This window comes from Arthrobacter sp. D3-18 (assembly GCF_054408525.1).
On the sequence record NZ_CP096440.1, the window covers coordinates 2299987 to 2321157 of the forward strand.

Here is a 21171-nt window from a genome sequence, read left to right on the forward strand (position 1 = left end):
TTAGTAGTGGTCCCACAGCCCTTAGTAGTTGCTGAGAAGGGTGTTCAGGACCCGGGCGCCGAACTGGAGCGACTCGGCCGGAACGCGCTCGTCAACGCCGTGGAACATCCCGGTGAAGTCGAGTTCGTCGGGCAGCATCAGCGGAGCGAAACCGTATCCGGTGATGCCGATCTTGCTCAACGACTTATTGTCCGTGCCCCCGGAAAGCGTGTACGGGAGGACCTTAGCGCCCGGGTCCTCGGAGTGCAGGGCATCGATCATGGAGTCCACCAGGTTCCCGGCAAAGGGCACCTCCAAGGAAACATCCTTGTTCACGTAGCTGATCTCGATGCCGTCTCCAGCGAGTTCCTTGATGGTCTCGAACACCAGTTCCTGCTGCCCCGGCAGTGTGCGGCAGTCAACGAACGCCTCGGCCGACTCGGGAATGACGTTGTGCTTGTAGCCGGAGCGCAGGAACGTGGGGTTGGAAGTGTTCTGGAGGGTGGCACCGACGAACCGGGCCACAGTACCAAGTTCCTTGAGGAGGATGTCCGGGTTGTCGGCGTCGAACTCGACGCCGGTGAGTTCGGTGACGCCGTCCAGGAACTGTCGCGTGGTTGGCGTCAATTCCACGGGCCACTTGTGTTCGCCGATCCTGGTCACAGCAGCGGCAAGTCGGGTGACGGCGTTGTCAGTGTTGATCTGAGAGCCATGACCGGCCCGGCCGTGCGCTACCAGCCGCAACCAGGACAACCCCTTCTCGGCCGTCTGCAGCAGGTAGGTTCGTTGCCCGCCAATAGTGGCGGAGAATCCGCCGACTTCCGAGATCGCCTCAGTGGCGCCGTCAAAAAGTTCGCGTCGGTGCTCGACGGCGTACCTGGCACCGTAAGTGCCGCCGGCCTCTTCATCTGCGAAGAAAGCGAAAATGATGTCGCGTTTTGGCTTTCGTCCCGTCCTTGCAAAGTTACGCATGACTGAAAGGATCATGGCGTCCATGTCCTTCATGTCCACGGCGCCGCGACCCCAGACCAAGCCGTCTTTGAGTTCCCCGCTGAACGGGTCAACACTCCATTGGTCCTTGAGGGCAGGGACAACGTCCAAGTGCCCATGTACTACCAGGGCGTCCGCCGAGGGGTCTTCGCCGGTCACGCGGGTTACCACGTTGGCGCGGCCAGGGGCGGACTCGAAGATCTCGGCTTCAAGTCCGACTTCGGTGATCAGCCCGGCCGTGTACTCGGCTGCCGCGCGCTCCCCCGGACCCGATTCGTCTCCAAAGTTGGAGGAGTCGATGCGGATGAGCTCCTGGCAGATCCGGACAACTTCGTCTTCGGGGCGGATGACAGACATGGAAACTCTCCTTGCGTGGCTGGGCTGCAGGTTCCGGTGACGCGCGCTGTGGTTTTCCCAGCGTTTCCGTCCCGTGTCCCATCAGCCTACCCACCAGTGGCGGGAGACGTCCGGAATGTGTATAACGCACGCACCCGGGGCGTGAGTCGGATGTGCCCAAGCCGGGGCCGATTTTTCAGCAACCTGAAACCGTGTTAGAGTTTTTCTCGCTGCTTCGGAGGAAAGTGAAGCACCGCAAGGTGCAAAATGAACCATCTGAACACCACCTGCGCGGGTGGCGGAATGGCAGACGCGCTAGCTTGAGGTGCTAGTCCTCGAAAGGGGGTGGGGGTTCAAGTCCCCCTCCGCGCACCATCGCAAGGCCTGAAATCCACGGATTTCGGGCCTTGTTTTGTTTATCCTGATCTACTTCGGCAAGAACAGCATGCGAGCTTCGTCACAACTGTTTCCTTACTTGTCGTTAACGAAGAAATGGCGGCAGCCACCTGCTGGTGGCCGCCGCCATTTGTTGTTGCGGCACCTTATGCCAAGGCAACAACACTTCCTGCAAAGTGCCGCCTACCGCTGCGTGGATTCCACGCCACGTAGTCCGAGCGTTCCCACGTGCCCGCCTCCGCCTGGACGGTGGTGATGCCCAAGGCAACACGCGCTGGAAGGAACACAGGGGCTTCGAAGGTGACATCCCAAGAGAACGAGTCCGACTTGGCCGCTCCCACGTCCGCCAGCGCCCGGGAGGCCAAGTACATGCCGTGGGCAATGGATCCCCGAAGCCCCAAAGCCTTGGCCGACAGGACGCTCAAATGAATCGGATTGAAATCACCGGAAACCGCTGCGTAGCTTCGGCCGGTGTCCAGATTCAGCTGCCACAGTGCGGTGGGATTGGGTGGGACAAAGTCGTCCGCCCCGGAGGCGCCGTTCGAACTGCCTGGCTTGTCGATACCCGGCAGGAAGACGCCTTTGGCCAGGTAAGTGGACACGCCACGCCACAGCAAGTCACCGCTGGAACCTGAATGGACCTCGGCCACTACATCAAGCTGGGTTCCGGCCCTATGGCCGGCAAGGTTCTCAGCCCAGGAGCGGATGTCCAGTTCTTCGGAGAACTGGATGGGGACCAGCTGTTCGATGCGGTTCTTTAGATGAATCATGCCAAGAAGCGGCAGCGGAAAGTCTTCACGGTTCATGACGCTCATGGATACGGGAAAAGCCAAGGCATGAACATAGCCGGCAGGGAGGGTATCGCTGGCCGTCTCACCCACCAAATGTTGGTAGGCGGTTAGATTTTCGACGTCGGCCCGCGCCCCCCTGACCTCGTGGCTGACCGCAGGCAGCCGCTTTTTCCCGGAGGAAGATCCCAGAACCCGACGGCGGGCTGCTGCCGTTGCGGCGTTGACATATAACTTGGAGAGCGACGGGAGCTCTCCAAGGACAACGGGCTGGGGATGGTTCATGCTCCCACCAGTTGTTGCCCGCACACGCGTAGAACTTCTCCGGAGATTCCACCGGCAGCATCGCTTGAAAGGAAGGCGATGGCTTCTGCTACGTCCTGGGGCTGCCCGCCCTGCTTGAGGGAGTTGAGCCTGCGCGCCGCTTCGCGGATTGCAAAGGGCATCTTGGCCGTCATTTCAGTTTCGATGAAACCGGGAGCTACCGCGTTGATGGTCCCGCCGAAAGGTTCCATCAGCGCCGCCGTGGATCTCACCATACCTATGACGCCACCCTTGGATGCGCCGTAGTTGGTCTGGCCCCTGTTTCCGGCAATGCCACTTGTGGATGCGACTGACACGATGCGCGGCGATTCTTTGAAATGCTCCGAAGCCAGAAGTGCCTCGTTGATTCTCAACTGGGCCGCGATGTTGACGGCGATAACTGATCGCCAGCGGCCCTCATCCATGTTGGCCAGGAGCCGGTCGCGGGTGATCCCGGCATTGTGCACCACGATGTCGAGACGGCCATGGCGTTCCACGGCGTGTTCGATGATGCGGTGGCCGGCGTCATCCCTGCTGATATCAAGCTGCAGGGCCGTCCCGCGTACCTCGTTGGCTACAGCTGCCAAGTGGTCCCCGGCAGCCGGGATGTCCACTGCCACGATCTTGGCCCCGTCGCGGTGCAGGGTCCGGGCGATGGCTGCACCGATCCCCCGCGCTGCACCGGTAACAACTGCTACTTTTCCGGCGAGGGGCTTGTCGGCGTCGTTCGGCAAGCTGCCTGACGTTGAGCGGACGGTCAGGAACTGTCCATCCACATACGCAGAGCGGCCCGAGAGGAAGAACCTCAGGGCTCCCAGTGCCGAAGGGCTGGTGGTCGCGAGCTTGTCATCCAGGAGAACGCCATTGGCCGTCGCTCCCGCGCGTAGTTCCTTGGCAAGAGACCGCAGGAATCCGTCAATGCCCTGCCGTGCGGCAGCAGACGCCGGGGTCCGGGCAGACTGCGAAGTCCGCGACATGGTGATGACACGGCCGTTGGGCGAGAGGTCCCGCAGGGATGCGCCAGCGGTAAGGACTGATTTACCCAGGTCCTCGGGGTGCTGGACTGCATCAAGTACCAGGATGATTGCCCCAAGTTTCTCCTTGGGCAGCGCGTTTCGGCGGACGTCCAAACCCCAACCAAGCAGGGTGGTGGCAATGTCATCTGCCCCTGCACTGTCGCCACTGACCAAGACCGGGCCCGTGATGAGCGGTGCGCCGGGTTGGTGGCGTCGAAGCACCACGGGCTGGGGCAGGCCCAGCTTCTTGGCTACGTCCTTCCCCAGTCCCTGACTTACCAGCTGTGTGTATTTGTCTGTCATCGCACTCCCCCTATGCTGCTTCGAGAATCGCAACAACGCCCTGGCCGCCGGCGGCGCACACGGAAATCAGGCCCCGCACAGGGCGGCCATTAACGGTGCCCTTCTCATGCAGCATCTTCGCAAGTGAAGCTACGATCCTGCCACCCGTGGCCGCAAACGGGTGGCCTGCAGCCAACGACGAGCCATTGACGTTGAGCTTGGCCCGGTCCACCTTTCCCAGCGCGCCGTCAAGTCCCAAGCGTGTCCGGCCGAACTCTTCGTCTTCCCACGCGGCCAAGGTACTGAGAACAGTTCCGGCGAAGGCCTCGTGGATTTCGAAGAAGTCGATGTCCTCGAAAGTGAGTCCGTGCCGAGCCAGCAAGCGGGGAACCGCGAAGACCGGCGCCATGAGGAGGCCGTCCTTGCCGTGAACGAAGTCGACGGCGGCCGCTTCGCCGTCCAGGACTGTGGCGAGTTTGGGCAGGCCGTGGGAGTCTGCCCATTCCTCGGTGGCCAGGAGGACGGTAGTAGCGCCGTCTGTCAGCGGTGTGGAGTTGCCCGCGGTCATGGTTGCCTCGGAGCCGAGGTTCTTGCCGAAGACGGGCTTAAGGGTTGAGAGCTTCTCCAGTGTGGTGTCTGCGCGCAGGTTGGAGTCCCGGGTAAGCCCGCGGTACGGGGTGATCAGGTCATCGAAGAAGCCCCGCTCGTATGCGGCAGCCAGGTTGCGGTGGCTGCTAAAAGCAAGCTCGTCCTGCGCTTCCCGGGAGATTTTCCACTGTGCAGTAGTGAGGGCCTGGTGTTCGCCCATGGACAGCCCCGTGCGGGGCTCCCCGGTGTTGGGAGCATCGGGGGCCAGATCCTTGGGTCGGATCCGGCCGATGATCTTCAGCTTTTGTACGGTGGTCTTTGCCCTGTTCAGGTCAAGCAGTATTTCGCGCAGTCCCTCACTGACGGCGATCGGGGCATCCGATGCCGAGTCCACGCCACCGGCGATTCCTGAATCAATCTGGCCCAACTTGATCTTGTTGGACAACCCAAGAACGGTCTCCAGGCCCGTTGCGCAGGCTTGTTGGAGGTCGTAAGCGGGGGTTTCGGGCGACAAGGCAGAGCCGAGGACAGCTTCCCGGGTGAGGTTGAAGTCCCTTGAGTGCTTAAGCACTGCCCCGGCCGCTACCTCTCCGATGCGTTCGTCCTGGAGTCCGAACCTGGCCACCAGCCCCTCCAAGGCCGCGGTCAGCATGTCCTGGTTGGAGGACTTTACGTAGGCGCCGCCGGTTCGTGCGAACGGGATGCGGTTGCCGCCCACGATGAATGCCGCGCGGGTTGATGGCGGGCCAGAGGTCGGTTCCAAGGGCCCGTCCGTAGTCACGTCTGCTGTAGCCATGCTTGTCTCCTTCGATCAATGCCAGTTACTGATACCCAGCGTACCTGATACGCTGGGTATCGTGAACAGTCGCGATGAAGAATCCGGAAGCGCCGCAGGCTCGGCGGGGGGTGCCGTTGAAGTCCTTGCAGCCACGGAGGCAGAAGCCTTGGTAGATGGACGTGCGACCCGGTGGCAGTCCCACCGTGAGGAGCGCCGGCGCGAACTCATCAAAGCCGCGCGAAAAGCTGTTCATAGGCTCGGAAGCGACGCCTCCATGGAGGACATAGCCGGCTCCGCGGGTACATCCAAGTCGGTCTTCTACCGTTACTTCGGGGACAAGGCAGGTCTTCAGCAAGCAATGGGTGAAGTGGTGCTGGGGCAGATGCAACGCCGCATGCAGGAGGCCGCACAATTGGCGCAGACCCCGCGGGAGGGACTCTTCGCCATGGTTTCCGCCTATCTGCAGATGGCCGAATCCAGCCCCAACGTGTACGCCTTCATCACCCGGCTCACCCCTGGGGAGGCCTCGGCTCAGGACGCTATCGCGGCCTCAGGCGCCCTGGGCAACTTCTTCGAACAAATCACGGACATGATCGCGACTCCCATGCGGGAGCACCTGGGAGAAGAGAAAGAAGCGGTCATCATCTACTGGCCCACGGCCGCTATCGGACTCGTGCGGAACGCCGGAGAAATGTGGCTGGGAAGTCCTGCCGGGAGCACCAAGCCAGATCAGGCAACCATGGCCGCGCAGATTACGGATTGGCTGTGCCTCGGCATCGCCCCGCAGCTCAAAAGCAGCACGTGACACCAGCAATGACTCATCAGTTGTCGGAACCAAAGAAGGAAGCAACATGACTGAAGTAGTGGATCGGGCCTCATCCGCCCAGCAACCCTCCGGCCGCGAAGAAGCCGCCACCGGCGCAGACCCGGTGGTCGACGTCGCTGCCCTCGGCGAGCAGCTCCTTGGAAAATGGGCCCATATCCGCCACGAAGCCCGCAAGGTGGCAGGCAACCCGGCGGTGCAAAAGATCGAAGGCCTGCACCACACCGAACACCGCGCCCGGGTGTTTGAGCAGTTGAAGTTCCTGGTGGATAACAACACAGTCCACCGCGCCTTCCCCACCCGGCTGGGCGGCTCTGACGATCACGGCGGCAACATCGCCGGCTTCGAAGAGATCGTCACGGCTGACCCCTCCCTTCAGATCAAGGCCGGCGTCCAGTGGGGCCTCTTCGGCTCTGCAGTCATGCACCTCGGCACGGTGGAACACCAGGACAAGTGGCTCCCCGGCATCATGAGCCTCGAGATTCCCGGCTGCTTTGCCATGACCGAGACGGGCCATGGCTCGGACGTTGCCAGCATTGCAACCACGGCGACCTACGACGAAGGCAGCCAGGAATTCGTCATCAATACCCCCTTCCGGGCGGCGTGGAAGGACTACATCGGCAATGCAGCCAACGACGGCCTCGCCGCGGTGGTGTTTGCCCAGCTGATCACCAAGAATGTGAATCATGGTGTCCACGCTTTCTATGTAGAACTCCGCGATCCCGCCACCAAGGAGTTCCTTCCGGGAATCGGCGGCGAAGACGACGGGATCAAGGGCGGCCTGAACGGCATTGACAACGGCCGATTGCACTTCTCGAATGTACGCATCCCCCGGACCAACCTCCTGAACCGCTATGGCGACGTCGCTGAGGACGGCACGTACTCCTCCACCATTGAGAGCCCGGGACGCCGTTTCTTCACCATGCTGGGCACTCTGGTCCAGGGACGTGTTTCCCTCGATGGAGCCGCTGTGGCTGCCAGCAAGGTGGCTCTCAAGACAGCTATTCAGTACGCTACCGAGCGCCGTCAGTTCAATGCCTCGTCCAGCACGGATGAAGAGGTCTTGTTGGACTACCAGCGGCACCAGCGCCGCTTGTTCACCCGGTTGGCCACCACCTACGCTGCGAGCTTCGCCCACGAACAACTCCTGCAAAAGTTCGACGACGTCTTCTCCGGCGCACACGATACAGATGCCGACCGCCAGGACCTGGAAACGCTGGCGGCCGCGCTCAAGCCCCTTAGCACCTGGCATGCCTTGGACACTTTGCAGGAGTGCCGGGAGGCGTGCGGCGGGGCCGGCTTCCTGATCGAGAACCGCTTTGCCTCATTGCGTGCGGACCTCGACGTGTACGTCACGTTTGAAGGTGATAACACCGTGCTGCTGCAACTGGTAGCCAAGCGGCTCCTGGCTGACTACGCCAAGGAATTCCGCAGCGCCGACTTCGGCGTCCTTGCACGTTATGTAGTTGATCAGGCTGCCGGCGTGGCTCTGCACCGGACGGGCCTCCGGCAGGTTGCCCAGTTCGTGGCTGATACCGGCTCAGTCCAGAAGGCGGCTTTGGCGTTGCGGGACGAGGAAGGCCAGCGTACCCTCCTGGCTGACCGCGTTCAGTCGATGGTTGCCGAGGTCGGTGCTGCACTGAAGGGAGCCAACAAACTTCCACAGCACCAGGCCGCGGCCCTGTTCAACCAGCACCAACACGAACTCATCGAAGCGGCCCAGGCCCATGCGGAACTTCTTCAGTGGGAAGCCTTCACTGAGGCCCTCACGCATGTATCGGATGAGGGAACCAAGCGCGTCTTGACGTGGCTGCGCGACCTGTTCGGCTTGTCCTTGATCGAGAAGCACCTCTCCTGGTACCTGATGAATGGAAGGCTCTCGATGCAGCGTGGCCGGACCGTTGGCACCTACATCAACCGACTCCTGGTCAAGATCCGTCCCCACGCCGTAGACCTCGTCGACGCCTTCGGCTACGGCCCGGAGCACCTTCGCGCCTCCATCGCAACCGGCGCAGAAGCTACCCGTCAGGATGCTGCCCGCAAACACTTCCGCGAGCAGCGGGCCAGCGGCAAGGCGCCGGCGGATGAGAAAACGCTCCTGGCGCTGAAGGCACCCAAAGCCCGCTAGCAGGAGTTCGCTGCCACGCGGTGAACAATTGCAGAACTCTTGAAAACCACGACGGCGCCGTCCCCACCAAAGGGGACGGCGCCGTCGTGGTTTGTTCTCCTCTTGGGACGCCAGGGATTTAGCGCAGGACCGACCGGTAGACCTCAAGCGTTGTCTCAGTGATGGACTCCCAGGAGAAGTGCTCCTCCGCACGGCGTCGTCCAGCAATTCCCATCTCACGGGCCCGCGCAGGATCCGCCACTACCTCATTCAGGGCCGCAGCGAAGTCGCTGACGAACTTCTCGGGATCCAATGGTGTCCCGGTCCCGTCGGTGACCTGCTCCAGTTGGACGAGGAGCCCGGTTTCGCCATGCTGGACCACTTCCGGAATGCCGCCTGTGGCACTTGCCACCACTGCTGCGCCGCATGCCATGGCTTCGAGGTTCACGATGCCCAGGGGCTCGTAAATCGAGGGGCACGCGAACGCAGTGGCATGGCTGAGGACCTGGATGAGCTCTTTCCTGGGCAGCATCTGCTCGATGAGGATGACGCCCTCCCGCTTGGCCTGCAGTTCTTCAATAAGGCGTGCAGTTTCAGCGGCAAGTTCGGGAGTGTCCGCAGCCCCGAGGCACAGCACCAACTGGACATCCTCCGCCAGGCGTGACGCAGCACGGAGCAGGTACGGCACACCCTTCTGGCGGGTGTTGCGGCCTACGAAGACCACGCTGGGCTTGGCGGGATCGATACCAAGCGCACGGATCGCGTCATCCTCTTCATCACGCTCCCACAGGGAGACATCGATGCCGTTATGGACCACGCGAACCTTGTCGGGATCCACGTTGGGGTAACTGCGGAGGATGTCCTGACGCATGCCATCGGAAACGGCGATGATTGCGGCGGCTGCCTCATACGCTGTCCTCTCCACCCAGGAGGACAACGCATAGCCGCCGCCAAGCTGCTCAGCCTTCCATGGGCGCAGGGGCTCCAGGCTGTGAGCGCTGAGCACGTGCGGAATGCCGTGCAGCAGCGACGCGAGATGGCCGGCCATGTTGGCGTACCAGGTGTGCGAGTGGACGAGGTCCGCTCCCGCAATGTCCGGAACTATCCTCAGGTCCACGCCGAGGGTCTGGATGGCAGCGTTGGCATCGCCGAGGTCTTCGGGCGTGGCGTAGGACGCCACGGAAGCCCCATGATAGCCGGCATCACGGGGCGCGCCGAACGCCCTGACATGAAGGTCGACGTGCTTTGCCAGCACCCGGCTGAGCTCGGCAACGTGGACACCGGCACCGCCATAAATTTCCGGAGGGAATTCTTTAGTCACAATGTCTATTCGCACGCTAACCAACGTAGTCGTTCCGGCGTATGTGTTCTAGTGTGAAAGAGTCCGGAAAATCGGACTTTTGGGGGATACGAAGACGTACGGGGAGCTGTGACCATGGCGTTGAAGAAAGTTCTGGCAATCGTATTGGCAGGCGGAGAAGGCAACCGACTCATGCCGCTGACGGCGGATCGGGCCAAGCCCGCGGTTCCGTTCGCAGGCGGCTACAGGCTAATTGACTTTGCACTATCCAATCTCGTTAATTCGGGATATTTGAAGATCGTCGTGCTGACGCAGTATAAATCGCACAGCCTTGACCGGCATATCTCTGAAACCTGGCGTATGTCCACCCAACTGGGCCGCTATGTGGCTTCTGTTCCGGCGCAGCAGCGTGTGGGCAAGAGCTGGTTCCTTGGCAGTGCCAACGCAATTTACCAATCGCTGAACCTCATCCATGACGACGCCCCGGACATCGTGGTAGTGGTCGGCGCTGATCACGTGTACCGCATGGACTTCTCCCAAATGGTGGAGCAGCACATTGCCAGCGGGGCCAAAGCGACAGTTGCTGCAGTGCGGCAGCCACTGAACATGGCAAACCAGTTCGGTGTCATCGAGGTAGACCAGAACGATCCCCAGAAGATTGCGGCCTTCGTGGAAAAGCCGGCCAGCACCCCCGGACTGGCAGCCGACCCCACGCAGTTCCTCGCCTCCATGGGCAACTATGTCTTCAATGCAGACGCCCTCGTTGAAGCCTTGCACGTGGACGCGGAAAGACTCGATACCAAGCACGATATGGGTGGGGACATCATTCCCTACTTCGTGGACCAAGGCGAAGCCGGCGTGTACGACTTCACGCTCAACGACATCCCCGGTGCCACCGAACGCGACCGGACCTACTGGCGTGACGTCGGTACCATCGACTCGTTCTACGACGCACATATGGACCTCATCTCCCCCGTGCCGATCTTCAACCTGTACAACTCCGAGTGGCCGATCTACACCCGCCAGAGCATCTCGCCCCCGGCAAAGTTTGTCCGTGGCGAGAACAACACGGTGGGAACGGCCCTCGATTCCATTGTTGCCAGCGGCGTGGTGGTTTCCGGTGGCATCGTTGAAGGTTCCGTGCTCTCCAACGACGCCTATGTGGCGGCAGGCAGCCGTGTCCAGGACTCTGTGTTGATGGATAAGGTCCGTGTCGGCGAAGGTGCCGTGATCAAGCGCGCAATCCTGGACAAGAACGTCAAGGTCCCCGCTGGCGCGGCCATCGGTTTGGACCCTGCCTTGGATAAGGCACGGGGCTACAAGGTCACTGAGTCGGGCATTACCGTGCTTGCGAAGGGCCAGGTTGTTCCGGAACCCGGTGAGGCAGAGCTCGCGCTGTCGGCGCAACATCGGCGTGGACTGCCGGAAGCTGTCAAGGCGGCCACCCATGACGATCCCGACATCCGCGACTCCGCCGAAAAGGTAGCGGCGGGCATCCAATCACGCGTGGCAGACGCCGCAGCCCAGAGTGCCTCGCATTAACCCGAACATCCGCGGCTGACGTTGACAGAACCCGAGGCAGGCCTCAGGCTCCCAAGGCTGTAAAATCAGGTCAATGAGCTCCACCGATCTGACGCCTGAAGAGATCCAGGCCTGCCTCAAGGTTCTGACCACGATCCACGTCTACGACGAAGAGCACCCGGACTACGTTGCAGTCCGTCGTGCCACCGGCAAGATGTTCAAAGCCGTCAAACGGCACCGCCGTGTCACCAAACGGGACTCGATTGCCGAAGCTGACCGCGCCGTCATCGCCCTGACAGCTACCGCCGCGCGGGATCGCATTGACGACGAAACCCGCGGCAACAAGCTGGCGCCTTCAGCCACCGGCGAGATCGCCGGGCACCTCATCCGCTCGCGTCCCTGCTACATCTGCAAGAAGCACTACACGCAGGTTGACGCCTTTTACCACCAGCTTTGCCCCGAATGCGCGGCCTTCAGCCACAGCAAGCGCGATGCCCGCACGGATCTCACGGGACGCAGGGCCTTATTGACCGGCGGACGCGCCAAGATCGGCATGTACATCGCGTTGCGCCTGCTCCGCGATGGCGCCCACACCACCATCACTACCCGTTTCCCCAAGGATGCCGCGCGACGCTTTGCTGCCATGGAAGACAGCGGAGAGTGGCTCCACCGGCTCAGAATCGTTGGCATAGACCTCCGTGACCCGGCACAAGTCATGGCGTTGACCGACTCGCTCAACGAGGCCGGACCGCTGGACATCATTATTAACAATGCAGCCCAGACCGTGCGACGCTCCGGCAACGCTTACAAGCCCTTGGTCGACGCAGAGGACGAGCCGCTGCCTGCGGCCCTTGAAGCTGCCAACGGTGGCCCCGAGCTGGTGACCTTCGGTCATGCGCATGACAAGCACCCGCTCGCCTTGGCCAGCAGCGTCACCGAACACCCGGTTCTGGCAGGTGACGCGATCACCTCGCTGGCGCTCTCCACCGGATCGGCATCATTGGAGCGAATTGAATCAGGAACGGCAATCGATGCCGGTGGCTTGGTTCCGGACCTCGCGTCCATCAACAGCTGGACCCAGGTGGTGGACGAGGTGGATCCCTTGGAGATGCTCGAAGTCCAGCTCTGCAACGTCACGGCACCCTTCCTGCTGGTAAGCCGTCTTCGCGATGCCATGAAACGGTCCACGGCCCACAGGAAGTACATCGTCAACGTCTCAGCCATGGAAGGGCAGTTTTCCCGTGCCTACAAGGGCCCGGGACACCCCCACACCAACATGGCCAAGGCTGCGCTGAACATGATGACCCGGACCAGCGCCCAGGAAATGCTGGATTCCGATGGCATTCTCATGACCGCAGTGGACACCGGATGGATCACTGACGAACGGCCGCACTACACCAAAGTCCGACTCATGGAGGAAGGATTCCACGCTCCGTTGGACTTGGTGGACGGCGCCGCACGTGTCTACGACCCCATCGTGATGGGCGAAAAGGGCGAAGACCAGTATGGTGTCTTCCTCAAGGACTACAGGCCCTCCCCCTGGTAGAAGATTGTGAGTGTAGTAAGGGCCCTTAAGATCGACTCTTAAGGGCCCTTTTCTGTATAAAAACACTTATGCCAGGCGGGTGATCTCCACCGAAACGGAGAGCCCCGAACCGCCTCCACCGGACAGGATGCCCTTCAGCGGGGGAACATCGCGATAGTCGCGGCCTCGAGCCACGGTGACATGGTAGTCACCTGCCGGCTTGTGGTTGGTGGGGTCCCAGCTTCGCCATTCGCCGTCCCACCATTCCAGCCAGGCGTGGGATTGTCCGGCAACAGTTTCGCCGATGTCCGCCGAGGAGCGGGGGTGGATGTATCCCGAAACGTAACGGGCAGGAATGCCACTGCAGCGCAAGGCGCCGATGGCCAGGTGGGCCAGGTCTTGGCATACTCCCTGACGCTGGGACCACGCCTGTTCGGCATTCGTGGTGACCCCCGTAGTGCCCTTCATGTAGGTCATCTCGCCGGCCATCCACGCGAAGACTGCCAGTGCGGCCTCGTGGGGGTTCTTTCCCTTGACGATATCCGGGATGATCTCCAGGACTTCCTCACCAGGCCCGCTGAGCCGGGATTGGGGCAACCAGTCGCTGAATTCGTCCTGGACCTTCTCCGAGGCTATGACGTCCCATCCCACAATGTCGTCCTCGGTTGCCACCCGTTCCGTGCGGTGCACTTCAACGGTGGCCGTCGCGAGGACCTCAAGACTCTCATGCGGCATTTGCATATCGAAGGCCGTGACCCGCGTTCCCCAGTAGTCACGGTAGTTGCTGACGGAGGCCTGGTTGGGTGAGACCTTCAGCGAGGCCTCCAAGACAACCTGCTGGCCATCTGTCAGAGGGGTCATCCGTGCCTCGTTGTAGGACAAGGTCACGCGGCGGTTGTACTTATAGGCAGTCTTGTGAACAATGCTCAGCCGGGTCATGAAACTTCTCCCACCCAGGCGTGCTCATCAGCCTGATTGAAGTACTTACGGGAAATTGCGTCCGAGGCCTGCGTGACGGCCTTCTGAACACGCTCCATGTGTTCAGGCAGCTCAGACATGAGATCGTCTGTACGGTGGAATTCAAGGAATGTCCGGGCCTGGCCCACAATTCGCCGGGCGTCGTTGATGAACCCCACGCGCTGCGCTGACGGATCCAACTTGGCGAGGCATTCGTCGGCATCGCGCAGCGCATAGACAATCGAACGCGGGAACAAGCGGTCCAGGAGCAGGAATTCCGCCGCGTGCTGGTCTCCGAACGCTGCCCTACGGGTCCGGATGAAGGACTCATAAGCTCCCGCACATCGCAGCATGTTGACCCATGACATTCCAGCGGACTGAACATCGCGGGTGGACAACATACGGGCTGTCATATCGGCCCGTTCCAGGGATCGGCCGAGCACCATGAACAACCAGCTCTCGTCATGGCTGACGGTAGTGTCCGCCAGACCCCGGACCATGGCGGTCCGCTCCAAAACCCAGTTGCAGAAACGGTACGTCCCCACAACGTCCTTGCGGTGTTGGTTGAGGCCATAGTAAGTGGTGTTGAGGCTTTCCCAGAGGGACTGGGAGACAGTCTCGCGGGCGCGCCGCGCATTCTCGCGGGCTGCACCCAGGGACCCGGCAATGGAGGACGCGCTGTGCTTGTCATAGGCCAAGGCATGAAGGAGTTCGGGAAGGCCGAATTCTTCGCTTTGCGGCTTAGCGCCCATCACGGCAAGGAGCTCCCGGGCGACGCTTCGCTGTTCCTCAAGGGGCAGGTGGTTCAGGCGCTCAAGGTGCACATCCAAAATCCTGGAAGTACCGTCGGCGCGCTCTACGTAGCGTCCGATCCAGAAGAGTGACTCAGCAATGCGGCTCAGCATGGAACTGCCTCCTTCGCGTGGTGCATGTCGAAGTTCAAGTGTTGGTGGTGCGCGTTCACTGTTGCTGCTCCGTTTGGCGATCCCGCCAGTTGCTTTCCACCGGCCACACGGATACCTGCTCGCGGACCGTGACGGATTGGCGGGGAATCACCTCGGCCGGCAGTTGGGGAGAATCGGCCAATACCCACGTGTCTTTGGAACCGCCGCCTTGGCTGGAGTTCACTATCAAGGACCCTTCCTTGAGCGCCACCCGGGTGAGGCCTCCGGGCAGGACCCAGACGTCGTCGCCGTCGTTTACTGCAAAGGGGCGCAGGTCCACGTGGCGGGGGCCAAACTTATCTCCGGAGAGCGTCGGCACCGTGGAGAGCTGCAGGACAGGCTGTGCGATCCATCCGCGGGGATCGGCTATGACGCGCTTGCGCAGGGCATCGAGTTCGTCCTTTGTGGCGTCCGGCCCGATGACCAATCCCTTACCACCTGAACCGTCCACGGGCTTGACCACCAGCTCGTCGAGGCGGTCCAGGACGTGCTCCCTGGCTTCCTTTTCCTCAAGCCGGAAAGTGTCGACATTGGCGATGATTGGCTCTTCGTGGAGGTAGTACCGGATGAGGTCAGGCACGTAACTGTACACGAGCTTGTCGTCGGCTACGCCGTTACCCACAGCGTTGGCGATGGTCACGCCTCCGGCGCGGGCGGCGTTAACCAATCCGGGGCAGCCGAGCATGGAATCCGAGCGGAACTGCAGTGGATCCAGGAAGTCGTCATCGATGCGTTTGTAGATGACATCCACGCGCTGCTCACCGGCAGTGGTCCGCATGTACACGCGGTTGCCACGGCAGATGAGGTCCCGGCCTTCCACCAACTCCACGCCCATGAGCCCGGCAAGCAGGGTGTGCTCAAAGTAGGCGCTGTTGAAGACGCCCGGTGTCAAGACCACCACGGTGGGATCATCCACGCCTGCTGGAGCGGTTTTACGGAGGGCAGAGAGGAGCCGCCTAGGGTACTCCTCCACAGGCCGGATGTGCTGCTGGCCGAAGGCCTCGGGCAAACCTTTGGCCATGGCCCGGCGGTTCTCCAAAACGTAGCTGACGCCCGAAGGTACGCGAACGTTGTCCTCCAGCACGCGGAAGGTGCCGGCTGCGTCCCGGACGACGTCGATGCCCGACACATGGACACGCACACCACCTGAGGGTTCGAAACCGTGGACCGCGCGGTGGAAATGTGCGCTGGTGGTCACAAGCTGTCGTGGAATCACGCCATCAGTGACAACTGCCATCCGCCCGTAGACATCGTTCAGGAATGCTTCAAGGGCTTTGACGCGCTGAGCAACGCCACGCTCCAGTACATCCCACTCATCGGCGGGAATGACGCGTGGGACAATATCCAGGGGAAACGGCCGCTCCTCCCCCGCGTAGTCGAACGTCACGCCACGGTCCAGGAAGGTTCGGGCCATGGAATCGGCCCGGGCGGTGACATCCGCCAAGGAAAGCTCGCGGAGAGCCCCGGAAACCTGACCATAGGATCTTCTGGCAACGTGGCCCTGGGCAAACATCTCGTCATAGGCACCGCTGCGCGCGGCGGCCTCGGAGTAATCCTGGAATAGGTCAGACATGGGATTCAGGTAATCACCTTTTTGAGTCGAGCGCATTTCGCGCTGGTTGTGTGGCCGTTTCCGGGTACTCCCGGTTCGCCTTCCGTGCCCCCATCCGGCAGGGTTGAGGCATGCCCTTCAACAGTCTTGCGCCCCAGCTGTCCCGGCTGGGGCCCGGGTTGGTCCTGAGCATCGCCGCAACGGGCCTTGCTTTCGCCATCCACAGTGTCTTTCCGGCAGTTCCGGCCATGACACTTGCTGTTGCCTTGGGCCTGCTTTCAGCAAATATACCGGGCACGGCCGTGTTGACCGCGGGGCGCGCCCGACCAGGTTTGGACTTCGCTGGAAAGCATCTCATGCGTGCCGGGATCGTGCTTTTGGGCCTCAAAGTGAGCATCGGCGACGTCCTTGGCCTGGGTTGGCTATCCTTGCTCCTGATCGCCGGTGTTGTCCTGGTGAGCTTCGCGGGAACCTATGGGCTGGCGCGTCTGCTGCGCCTCCCCGGAGAAGCTGCCCTTCTTATCGCCACAGGTTTCTCCATCTGCGGAGCTTCTGCGATTGGTGCAATGGCGGCTGTGCGCCGTATCAAGCATCAAGACACCGTGCTCCCTGTGGCGCTTGTGACACTGTGCGGCACCCTTGCCATCGGCGTCCTCCCACTTCTCATGCACCCGTTGAACCTCAATCCTGAGCAGTTCGGGGCATGGACCGGCGCCTCAGTGCATGATGTCGGCCAGGTGGTGGCCACTGCGCAAACCGCGGGTACCTCGGCGCTGGCGATCGCCGTCGTCGTGAAATTGACCCGCGTGGTCCTGCTGGCGCCTGTTGCAGCCGCAGCGGGGGTGCACCAGCGGATTCTCCATGTGAGGGAACGCAGCAACGGGACGGGCGGCGCAGTTCATGGCGTTGACGGGCGGTTCCCACCGATTGTCCCGCTGTTCGTGATCGGTTTCCTGACCATGGTGGCAGTCCGCTCCCTGGGTTGGGCGCCGGCGGCGGGACTGGAGATCGCGGCGGCTCTCCAAGACATCCTCTTGGCTACAGCATTGTTCGGGCTTGGTTCGGCGGTGCGGGTGCGCACCCTGATTCGCACAGGAGGGCGAGCAATTCTGGTGGCGTTGGGGTCCTGGCTGCTGATCGCATCGTTGGGCCTGGGGGCCGCGTGGATCATGATTAGATAGCTGTGTGTCGAATCACAATTTGTCGCGCGATGAAGCCGCCACCCGTTCAGCCCTGATCACCACCCATAGCTACGACGTCACGCTTGATGTCCGCGACGCGGCAGATCCCGCCGTCGCCGGATACCCGAGCACCAGTACCATCACCTTCTCAGCCGACCCCGGCTCTTCCACCTTCCTGGATTTCATCAGCGGCGGTGTCGAGTCTGTGCTGCTGAACGCCCGATCTCTTGACGTTGGATTAGTGGTGGACCGGGACAGGATCATCCTGGAAGGCCTCGAGGCCGAAAACACCGTGACTGTGACCGGGACGGCGCTCTACAGCCGCTCCGGCGAGGGCATGCACCGCTTTGTGGATCCCGCCGACGGCGAATGCTACCTCTACACGCAATATGAACCGGCTGACAGCCGCAGGGTCTTCGCCAATTTCGAACAACCCGACCTCAAAGCTGAATTTACCTTCCACGTCATCGCTACCGCTGCTTGGGAAGTTGCGTCCAACAGCATTGAAGTGGCATGCACGCCTGTGCCGGGCGATCCCCGTGCCGCGCGATGGGATTTCGCGGCCACCAAGCGAATGTCGACTTACATCACCACTGTGCTTGCGGGCCCTTACTTCAAAGCCGAAGATCACTGGGCAACAACGCTCGACGACGGCACCCGCCTTGACGTCCCGCTGGCACTTTTCTGCCGCGCCTCCTTAGCGGAATCATTCGATACCGAACAACTTTTCCGGTTGACCAAGAGCGGACTGGCATTTTTTAACGAACTCTTCGCCTACCCCTACCCATGGGGCAAGTATGATCAAGCGTTCGTGCCCGAGTACAACCTCGGAGCGATGGAGAATCCCGGGCTGGTGACGTTCACTGAAAAGTATGTCTATGCTTCCCGCGCCACAGATGCCCAGTACCAAGCCCGAGCCAATACGCTGATGCACGAGATGGCCCACATGTGGTTCGGCGACCTCGTGACCATGAATTGGTGGGATGACCTTTGGCTCAAGGAGTCGTTCGCCGACTACATGGGCACCCTTGGTGTGGACCGCGCGACGGACTGGGACACGGCATGGGTGAATTTCGCCAGCAAACGCAAAGCCTGGGCCTATGTACAGGACCAACTGCCCACCACGCATCCTATTGTGGCGGACATCCCGGACCTTGAAGCCGCCAAGCAGAACTTTGACGGCATAACGTATGCCAAGGGTGCTTCGGTACTGAAGCAGTTGGTGGCCTATGTCGGTTTTGATGCTTTCATCAAGGGGTCCCGCCAGTATTTTCGGGATCATGAATTTGGTAATACGTCCCTCCAGGACCTCCTCCAAGCACTTAGCGTTGCCTCGGGCAGGGACTTGGCTGACTGGGCACGCCAGTGGCTGCAGACATCCGGTATCTCCACCGTTGCCGCTGAGATCGTGGAAGACGGCGGGGTCTTCGGAGCCGTGACCCTCCAGCAAGAGGCCATTGATCCCTTGACTGGCCACCAGGAACTCCGCCCACACCGTATGCGGCTGGGCTTGTATGACGCCGACTCAGCCGGTGCCTTGGTGAGGACTGAAAGCATCGAGGTGGACGTTGCCGGCCCAAGTACGCTGGTAACTGCATTGAATGGAAAGCGCCGCCCGGCGCTGCTCCTGGTCAATGACGACGACCTAAGCTACGTCAAAGTGCGGCTGGACCCCGAGTCCGAACACACTGTGCGGACATCCCTGGACAAAATTTCGGATCCCATGGCGCGCGCCCTCTGCTGGACCGCGCTCTGGGATTCGGCCCGGGACGGAGTTACCCCAGCGGCCCGCTACGTGTCCGCCGTCGAGCAATTCGCGCCTTCGGAAACGGGCATAGGTGTCCTGCTGAACGTGTTGGGCAATGCTGCCAGCGCCATCGAGCGTTATGTACCCTCGGCAACACGCGAAGGCGTTCGAAAAGATTTCCTGGCGGTGGCCGCTGAGCAGCTGATGTCTGCTGATCCCGGTTCAGACCCGCAACTCGCGTGGGCTAGAACCGTGGCCGACGTATCCAGACATGGTGACAGCCAGCTAACCCTTGTGCGGGGAATCCTTGACGGCAGCACCGTGGTGGAGGGCCTGGCCGTGGACGCCGAACTACGTTGGAGCCTCTGGCAGGCGCTGGCGGCCCACGGGCAAGCGACCCTGGCCGAACTGGACCGGGAGCTCGGGGCTGATACGACAGCATCGGGCAGGGAGGGGCATGCCCTGGCCTCAGCTGCCCGACCGGACGCATCAGTCAAGGCAGCTGCCTGGGATTCCGCGGTCAACAGCACGGGCCTTTCCAACGAGATCCTCAGCGCCACTATAGCCGGTTTCGTTACTGCTCCCGGAGATCTTCTGGAACGCTACGTTAAGCCCTACTTTGAGTGCCTTGAGCGTGTATGGTCCGAACGCAGCATTGAAATCGCGGGCCGGATTGTCCGTGGCCTCTTCCCCGGAGCCCAGGACCTGCCGGAAGGCGTGCGGCCAGCTGATCACCCGGTACTGGTACGTGCCGACCATTGGCTTCGTGACCACCAGGATGCTCCCCGTGCCTTGCGCCGCATCGTCATTGAGCAACGGAGTCACCTGCTGCGGGCTTTGACGGCGCAAGCCGCCGGCTGACCGCAAGGGCAACCGGCCGGAAAGAACCTAGGGCACCCGGTTCAGCCATTCCTCAGTGCCGAACTTCGTGTCCACGCGCCGCCTTGCTTCGTCGAGCTCGTTGTCGGTGAGCAGGGTTTCCACAGCACCGTAACGTTCAGTGAAGACATCCTGCATGGCCTGAAGGATTGCCGAGCGTGGAAGACCTGTCTGGCGCCGCAACGGGTCCACCCGCTTCTTGGCACTCCGGGTTCCCTTGTCTGAGAGTTTCTCCTTGCCGATGCGCAGGACGTCCACCATCTTGTCTGCGTCAATGTCGTAGCTCATGGTGACGTGGTGGAGCATGCCGCCGTTGGCGAGGCGCTTTTGCGCTGCACCTCCGATCTTGCCCTGTTCGGTGGCAATGTCATTCAAGGGCACGTAGAAGGCGGTAATGCCCAGCTTCTCCAGTGCGGCCATAACCCAGGCATCCAGGAAGGCGTAGGAGTCAGCGAAGCTGATTCCATCCACCAGCGTCTGCGGTAGGTAGAGCGAATAGGTGATGCAGTTGCCGGCTTCCATGAACATGGCGCCACCACCACTGATGCGGCGTACCACTGTGATGCCGTGCCTGTTGACGCCGTCCGGATCCACCTCGTTCCGTACCGACTGGAAACTGCCGATGACAACGGACGGCTCTTCCCAGTCCCAGAACCGCAAGGTGGGATTACGCCGCCCTGCCCCCACTTCCTCGGTAAGGACCTCGTCCAATGCCACGTTCACCTGCGTGGGCAGTACCGAAGGTGGAATGACTTCCCATTGGTGGTCCGCCCAGCCGGTCGCTTTGGAGAGCGCACGGCGGACCGTTACGGCCACCGCCTCGGCGGAGAACCCGAACAGTACGGCGTCCTCGGGCAATCCGGCATTGACGGCTGCGGCGATGTCTGAGGCTGTTGAGTTCTCCTGGAGGCCGGTCAGCGCTCGGTTGATGTCCTCGAGGGCTTCATCGGGCTCCAGGAAAAAGTCGCCGCTCAGCGATACCTTTGAAAATCGGCCATTCGAGACTTCCAGGTCCACCACCACAAGTTTGCCGCCGGGGACTTTATATTCGCCGTGAAGGCGGGCGTCGTCGTCGTGGGTGTGCGGTTCCTGAGCCGGGTGGGAAGTCATGGTCTCCATCTTGCCGGAAAACGCAAAGGCCCGCATCGCCGGAAAACCAGCGATACGGGCCTTTTAAAA

The 21171-nt window shown here is 61.6% G+C and carries 15 protein-coding genes and 1 tRNA gene; 7 read left to right on the top strand and 9 right to left on the bottom strand.

Annotated elements, in window-relative coordinates:
• Positions 1 to 21 precede the first annotated feature (21 nt).
• The gene (locus M1D89_RS12835; RefSeq protein ID WP_498650870.1) at positions 22 to 1326 is read right to left on the bottom strand and encodes a M20/M25/M40 family metallo-hydrolase; all 1305 of its coding nucleotides are present in this window, start codon (positions 1324 to 1326) and stop codon (positions 22 to 24) included.
• 268 nt (positions 1327 to 1594) lie between these two features.
• On the opposite strand from M1D89_RS12835, the gene M1D89_RS12840 reads away from it, so the two are divergent.
• Positions 1595 to 1680: transfer RNA gene (locus tag M1D89_RS12840), tRNA-Leu, on the top strand.
• Positions 1681 to 1847: 167 nt separating this feature from the next.
• Here M1D89_RS12840 and M1D89_RS12845 read toward each other — a convergent pair.
• From M1D89_RS12845 to M1D89_RS12855, 3 genes are read right to left on the bottom strand one after another with little or no spacing between them, the layout of a single operon-like run.
• Positions 1848 to 2774, bottom strand: coding sequence for a MaoC/PaaZ C-terminal domain-containing protein (locus tag M1D89_RS12845; protein WP_498650871.1), 927 nt, complete (start codon positions 2772 to 2774; stop codon positions 1848 to 1850).
• Complete coding sequence (locus tag M1D89_RS12850) at positions 2771 to 4111, bottom strand: 3-oxoacyl-ACP reductase (protein WP_498650872.1); 1341 nt, start codon at positions 4109 to 4111, stop codon at positions 2771 to 2773. The genes M1D89_RS12845 and M1D89_RS12850 overlap by 4 nt, the downstream gene beginning before the upstream one ends.
• Positions 4112 to 4121: 10 nt before the next feature.
• Positions 4122 to 5474, bottom strand: coding sequence for an acetyl-CoA C-acetyltransferase (locus M1D89_RS12855; protein ID WP_498650873.1), 1353 nt, complete (start codon positions 5472 to 5474; stop codon positions 4122 to 4124).
• Between M1D89_RS12855 and M1D89_RS12860 the strand changes: the two genes are divergently transcribed.
• Together M1D89_RS12860 and M1D89_RS12865 are read left to right on the top strand one after the other, a co-directional pair.
• Positions 5473 to 6261 carry a TetR family transcriptional regulator gene (locus tag M1D89_RS12860; protein WP_498650874.1) on the top strand — a complete coding sequence of 263 codons (789 nt, stop codon included), beginning with the start codon at positions 5473 to 5475 and terminating at the stop codon, positions 6259 to 6261. The two genes, M1D89_RS12855 and M1D89_RS12860, sit on opposite strands and share 2 nt — an antisense overlap.
• 46 nt (positions 6262 to 6307) lie before the next feature.
• Positions 6308 to 8407 carry an acyl-CoA dehydrogenase family protein gene (locus tag M1D89_RS12865; protein WP_498650875.1) on the top strand — a complete coding sequence of 700 codons (2100 nt, stop codon included), beginning with the start codon at positions 6308 to 6310 and terminating at the stop codon, positions 8405 to 8407.
• Between the two features lie 118 nt (positions 8408 to 8525).
• Here M1D89_RS12865 and glgA read toward each other — a convergent pair whose 3' ends face one another.
• Positions 8526 to 9722, bottom strand: a complete 1197-nt coding sequence (gene glgA, locus M1D89_RS12870; RefSeq protein WP_498650876.1) for a glycogen synthase — start codon at positions 9720 to 9722, stop codon at positions 8526 to 8528.
• Positions 9723 to 9815: 93 nt separating this feature from the next.
• On the opposite strand from glgA, the gene glgC reads away from it, so the two are divergent.
• Both glgC and M1D89_RS12880 read left to right on the top strand, forming a co-directional pair.
• Entirely contained in the window at positions 9816 to 11228 is a 1413-nt protein-coding gene (glgC, locus tag M1D89_RS12875; protein WP_498650877.1) for a glucose-1-phosphate adenylyltransferase, read from the top strand.
• A 73-nt stretch (positions 11229 to 11301) separates the two neighbouring features.
• Positions 11302 to 12753 carry an SDR family NAD(P)-dependent oxidoreductase gene (locus M1D89_RS12880; protein WP_498650878.1) on the top strand — a complete coding sequence of 484 codons (1452 nt, stop codon included), beginning with the start codon at positions 11302 to 11304 and terminating at the stop codon, positions 12751 to 12753.
• A 66-nt stretch (positions 12754 to 12819) separates the two neighbouring features.
• Here the strand turns inward: M1D89_RS12880 and M1D89_RS12885 are convergent, their stop codons facing one another.
• From M1D89_RS12885 to M1D89_RS12895, 3 genes are read right to left on the bottom strand one after another with little or no spacing between them, the layout of a single operon-like run.
• The gene (locus M1D89_RS12885) at positions 12820 to 13671 is read right to left on the bottom strand and encodes a transglutaminase family protein (protein ID WP_498650879.1); all 852 of its coding nucleotides are present in this window, start codon (positions 13669 to 13671) and stop codon (positions 12820 to 12822) included.
• A complete protein-coding gene (locus M1D89_RS12890) occupies positions 13668 to 14594 on the bottom strand; it encodes an alpha-E domain-containing protein (RefSeq protein WP_017200911.1) in 927 nt (308 codons plus the stop codon). Before M1D89_RS12890 ends, M1D89_RS12885 begins: the two co-directional genes overlap by 4 nt.
• Before the next feature lie 55 nt (positions 14595 to 14649).
• Positions 14650 to 16206: a circularly permuted type 2 ATP-grasp protein gene (locus tag M1D89_RS12895; protein WP_498650880.1), complete on the bottom strand. Its 1557-nt coding sequence runs from the start codon at positions 16204 to 16206 to the stop codon at positions 14650 to 14652.
• A 110-nt stretch (positions 16207 to 16316) separates the two neighbouring features.
• Here M1D89_RS12895 and M1D89_RS12900 point away from each other — a divergent pair, with 110 nt between their 5' ends.
• Both M1D89_RS12900 and pepN read left to right on the top strand, forming a co-directional pair.
• Positions 16317 to 17366 carry a YeiH family protein gene (locus M1D89_RS12900; protein ID WP_498650881.1) on the top strand — a complete coding sequence of 350 codons (1050 nt, stop codon included), beginning with the start codon at positions 16317 to 16319 and terminating at the stop codon, positions 17364 to 17366.
• Positions 17367 to 17370: 4 nt separating this feature from the next.
• Positions 17371 to 19974, top strand: coding sequence for an aminopeptidase N (pepN, locus tag M1D89_RS12905; RefSeq protein ID WP_498650882.1), 2604 nt, complete (start codon positions 17371 to 17373; stop codon positions 19972 to 19974).
• Positions 19975 to 20001: 27 nt separating this feature from the next.
• On the opposite strand, the gene lplAB is transcribed toward pepN, so the two are convergent.
• Positions 20002 to 21102: a lipoate-protein ligase LplAB gene (gene lplAB / locus M1D89_RS12910; RefSeq protein WP_498650883.1), complete on the bottom strand. Its 1101-nt coding sequence runs from the start codon at positions 21100 to 21102 to the stop codon at positions 20002 to 20004.
• Positions 21103 to 21171: the final 69 nt, after the last annotated feature.